This is a genomic window from Dethiosulfatibacter sp., assembly GCF_983023055.1.
Map to the genome: position 1 here is coordinate 1 of NZ_CEZJXU010000178.1, position 4,706 is coordinate 4,706.

A 4,706-nucleotide genomic window follows, 5' to 3' on the forward strand; every position below is an offset into this window, starting at 1 on the left:
AAGAACTGCAAGCCATCCTCCAAAAAGACCAAAGGCAAGATATGGAAAAACAGGATTATTCTTGTTTACGAGCCAGTTTAGGAAAAACACAGTTAAACATCTGCCCTTATCCGCTGCTTCAACATATATATCATATAGAGGTATTCTTATGATTGAAACTACAAAAAACAAAAGTCCAGAAAGAAGATAAACCAACGCAATACTGTCATTGTTCTTATTAAAGATTATCTTCCTGGCAATAATCATAAAAATACTCAAAAGAACAATATTACTTCCTATCATTACCAGACTATCTATATACAAAAGTCTTTCATCATTAAATCCTGGAAACTTCCCGTACCTGATCAAATCAACAAATATGCTGTTGTTCATGGTTCTGTTTGCAATATCTACAAGACCTGGTCCTGTAAATATGAAATATAGATATGCCACGACCAGAATGAGGAATCCACTTACAGCATTATATCTTACAACATCATTGAAGTCATATCCAGACTCAAGTTTCCTTAAGGACTGGAGAGTGTGAACTGTTCCGCTTATCATGGCAAAGACTCCTGCAAACATAAGAAGCAAACCAATTACAGTAATAATCAAAGGTGGGTTGTTAAAATCCAGATCGTAGAGACCATCAAAATAGTAGAATGCTGAATGAAGCCATATAACCACAAAAATGCCCAATCCTCTTAAAACATCAAGTCCAATATAATTTTTATTCATAGTATCCCCTTTTTATGAAATCACGTAGACTTTCAAGTTATATATATAAATTATATCTTTTTAATTATATATAGGCAACCAAAAAGACTTATGGAAATATTCAGAGAAATATGATTAAATGGATAGTATGACAGATAGGAGAAGTGATGAAAACGAAAACTATAAATACTTTCAATGAAATAAAAATTAACGAAATTCTTGATAAATATTGGGATAGGGACAAATTCCTCAAGCTTTGCAAAGACTGTGGAAATTACGGAAAATTCTGGTCTTGCCCTCCCTATGATTTTGAGGTCTATGACTATCTAATTCAATACTACTATGTCTACATCATAGGCACTAAAATGATATTCACTGATGAAACAATCAAAAACAACGACAGTAAAGAAAAAATAAGGGATTTCACAAAATTCACTCTGGAATCAATGAGAAACATCCTCGGAGAAAAACTACTGGAACTAGAAGACAAATTCGGCCAAGGAAAGAGTTTATATGCAGGAAGCTGCCTACTATGTGAGAACTGTGCAAAAGAAGAAAACAAAAACTGCTGCAATGTGGACAAGATGAGATTTTCGCTGGAATCACTGGGCTTTGATGTATCGAAAATAGCTGGAAATCTCTTGGATATAGAACTCAAATGGGCTTCAGACAGCCTGCCTGAATACTATACCCTTGTAAGTGCATTTCTCTCAATGGAAAAGATCGAGGATTTCAAGTCAGCTTTTGAAGCCTAATTATAAAATAAAAAACACACAAGGAATACAAGCTTTTTCGGCAAGTATTCCTTGTGTGTTTTTATATGCATTATTACCTTATAATTCTTATCTCTGTGCTTCGTATTGTCTCAAAAGCTCAACAAAAAGTTCAGGTATCTTAGCGATATTTTCTGGAGTTTCAACAAATGAAATCCTGAACTGTGTATCTCCAGGGTTCTCCTTGTCAGCTTCAATATCGTAGAATCCGTTCATAGGTGCTACCAACAGTGTAGTTTCAACTCCATCAATAACTGCAGAACCTTCCTGAGCACAGTACAGTACAAAATCTATAGCCTTGAATCCAGGCTTAACAACATTTCTTACATCAATGACAGAATATATGGATGCATCAGGACTTGATACAATCAATCTAGGCTCCACTTTCTTCAATCCATTGTAAACTTTCATTATATGAACTCTATAGTAATCTCTCATTTCCTGAGCCCATGCAAATATCTGCTCTTCAGTTTCATGAGCCAGTGCTCCAAATATATACTGTCCGATCGCATTTGCGCACAGATTTGCAGTATACTCAGCTATAGAACGGTTGTTGAACTCAGGACTGTCTGTAATAAGACCACCGATTCTTAGTCCACAAGCATTCCATACCTTTGATGCTGTCTCGATGCTTATTCTTCTACCTTCGATTCCAGGTACATCTTCATCTGTGATTCCCCATATACTTACAATTTTTGTATCTTCAGCATAATGAAGCTCACGGTAAGCCTCGTCACTTGCCATCCACATATTATACTTAACGCAAAGCCTTGCAAGGTCTTTCATTGTTTCATAGTCGTAAAGCTGTCCTGTAGGGTTGTCGTAGGGGATAACCAAAAGACATCCAGGAGTGTTTTCCTTAATAGCATCTTCTATCTTATCAAGTTCAGGAAGAGTGAAATTTCCATCTTCACTCAAAGTTCTCTTAACAGTTGCTGTCTTTCTTCCCAATCTTTGTGCGAATGATATATAGTTTGTATATGCAGGATCTATCATCATAAGTGGATTTTCATCAGAGCCTGCAGGTCCGCAAACACCTGCAATCAAAAGTTCCATTGAAGTCGAACCACCATCAGTAACCTGAACTAGAAGTTTGCTTGTATCAAAACCTTCACACTTAAGAATGTTTTTAAAAGCATCCTGACACTCTTCAGTTCCTGCAGTCCCAGTGTATCTTATAACACCTTCTGCAAATGGACTACCTGGTGCATTAAGCTCAAACATCCTTTTCTTCATTGCCGGATTAGTTGGCAATGAAACATTTCCAATACCTACATTGATAACTGCATCAGGTTTGACTTTTCTCTCCTGGTATTTCATCTGTGCCAGTCTAACTGCAGACGGCTTCCTTGATTCGAAATGTGCTGAAAGTATTGGTTTCTTCATAATATTACTCCTTTTATTCATTCATTAATCTCCTAATAAATCTTTATTGTCTTATGACATTTCTTATTGAATATCTAATCTAATATCTAGAGTATAACATTTTCATTTTACTCATTCAACACCTTTTTGAAAAGATGTTTCAGGAATTTTGCGGTTTCTATATTTTTTTTTCATAATCCTTAAAACCAGTCAATTGAAGGCTTAAGGCCAGTATTAATCAAATAAGGACCTGTCTTGTCAGCATCCACATTCCATAAGCTCTTTTGCAAATTAACATGCAGTAAAAAAGGTGAAAATGCTACTGTAATAACAATTATAATCCATTCTAATATACAAAATGAAAAACTAGAATCGAAGAAATAAAAAACCCGATGAAATAGATTTTTCATCAGGTTTTTGTTATTTTTATACATTTTACTTTTTTATCAACAAAACTTCAATAGTATTGCGCTGTAAATCTTCTACGCTGTGACGACGACTTCTTGCACATACTGCTACTTGGTCATCGCAAATCAAGCATTTTCGTCCATCATATCCAATTTCATCCCTGCTGATCTTCCTTACACTTGTAGCATTGACCAAATCAGATGAAAAATTCAATATCAAAACATCAATATCAAACAATCTTCCAAGAGGTGTATTGTCTTCAATTTCCGTTGTCAGTTTCTTAACGGAATCGGCATCCTTTTTCACTATATAATAGGCAGTATAGCCTGTATCTGCAAATTCTTTTTCATCATGCAAGACCAGATATTTTCTTTTACTCAAAGCTTCTTCCAACAGTGCTGTTCCCGTTTCAAACCCGGACCTTGCCAATTCAAAAGCCTTCACCGGTCCTGCAATATTCATTGTGAAACAAATCAACGTAACTTTATCTGTTCCTTGGCCTTCAAAGATTTCCAGGAGCTTCTGTTGTCTGAAAACCCTTTTTTCTCTAACATCTAATATTTCTGCTAAAGAAACATGATGACACTTTTCAAGTTCATTGTAAATTTCATCCTTTATACTCATAAATTCTCCTGTGTTCACGAAATTAATAATGAACATAATTGCTTGAATTTTGGATTTTCTGTACTACCCTTTTACCTTCATCTGTCGATGTAAAGAAATCATAGGTGGTCAACGGTACGCTATCTTTGATTTTTTCTATATGTCCATCATGAATAAGGCTTCGTACTTTCGAAGCACTTATGGCTCCTGTATTGTTTTCTTTTCTTGGAATTTCTACACATTCGATTTCACATGAACCCAGTTCTTTTTTCATAACCTCGTTATATACATTAGTCACCTTGCTGAATGGTTCTTCCCCAACATAACGACGGGTCACACCTAAAGATCCAGCAATCTTCTTAAATATTTCAATATCCAGTTTAGCATGAGATTCGATTACCAGCTCTTCATCCTTTAAAAAGTATGATGGGAAGGTTGCAATAGAAACAATATAATCCCCCGAATTATGATAAATCAAATTATCCAAGTGAGCTGTTCCTTTTTTCACTAAATAATATCTTGCAGAAAACGGCACCAAGGATGCATCTTCCGATACGACAAATACATGGACAATATCATTTTCTTCTGAAATCTTTTCCAACAAATACTGATGCCCCAGTGTAAATGGATTGGCATTTATTACAACTGCTGCAACTTTTTCAGCTACCACCTTTTTCTTTGCCAGTTCATCTAAATATTTCTGGAAGCCCTCTCTACGATTCTCCATGAAAACTAACTTGTCATGCACACGAGCAATTTCATGGAAATTCAAATCCTCAAAAAACTTTGCTGATTCACATTTTGTAAAAATAAACAAATCCAAATTGCCTCTTTCATGTTGATATTCTATAAGATGTGTTA

The 4,706-nt window shown here is 35.3% G+C and carries 5 protein-coding genes; 1 reads left to right on the forward strand and 4 read right to left on the reverse strand.

All coding sequences use genetic code 11. From position 1 onward, the window contains the following. Positions 1 to 717, reverse strand: a 717-nt coding sequence (locus AC3AX0_RS07400) for a hypothetical protein (RefSeq protein WP_487549667.1), incomplete at its 3' end; no start/stop codon positions are given. A gap of 146 nt (positions 718 to 863) precedes the next feature. Here AC3AX0_RS07400 and AC3AX0_RS07405 point away from each other — a divergent pair. Continuing rightward, positions 864 to 1,451: a DUF2284 domain-containing protein gene (locus AC3AX0_RS07405; protein WP_487549668.1), complete on the forward strand. Its 588-nt coding sequence runs from the start codon at positions 864 to 866 to the stop codon at positions 1,449 to 1,451. An 87-nt stretch (positions 1,452 to 1,538) separates the two neighbouring features. Here AC3AX0_RS07405 and AC3AX0_RS07410 read toward each other — a convergent pair whose 3' ends face one another. From AC3AX0_RS07410 to citC, 3 genes are all read right to left on the reverse strand, one after another. Next, positions 1,539 to 2,855: a pyridoxal phosphate-dependent aminotransferase gene (locus AC3AX0_RS07410; protein ID WP_487549669.1), complete on the reverse strand. Its 1,317-nt coding sequence runs from the start codon at positions 2,853 to 2,855 to the stop codon at positions 1,539 to 1,541. 414 nt (positions 2,856 to 3,269) lie between these two features. Continuing rightward, complete coding sequence (gene citX / locus AC3AX0_RS07415) at positions 3,270 to 3,866, reverse strand: citrate lyase holo-[acyl-carrier protein] synthase (RefSeq protein WP_487549670.1); 597 nt, start codon at positions 3,864 to 3,866, stop codon at positions 3,270 to 3,272. A gap of 22 nt (positions 3,867 to 3,888) precedes the next feature. Beyond that, a partial coding sequence (citC, locus tag AC3AX0_RS07420; RefSeq protein WP_487549671.1) for a [citrate (pro-3S)-lyase] ligase occupies positions 3,889 to 4,706 on the reverse strand: 818 nt, incomplete at its 5' end.

Excerpts from the sequence above, each read along its gene's own strand:
- citX (WP_487549670.1), bottom strand. The coding sequence starts at position 3,866 with ATGAGTATAAAGGATGAAATTTACAATGAACTTGAAAAGTGTCATCAT.
- AC3AX0_RS07405 (WP_487549668.1), top strand. The coding sequence starts at position 864 with ATGAAAACGAAAACTATAAATACTTTCAATGAAATAAAAATTAACGAA.
- AC3AX0_RS07410 (WP_487549669.1), bottom strand. The coding sequence starts at position 2,855 with ATGAAGAAACCAATACTTTCAGCACATTTCGAATCAAGGAAGCCGTCT.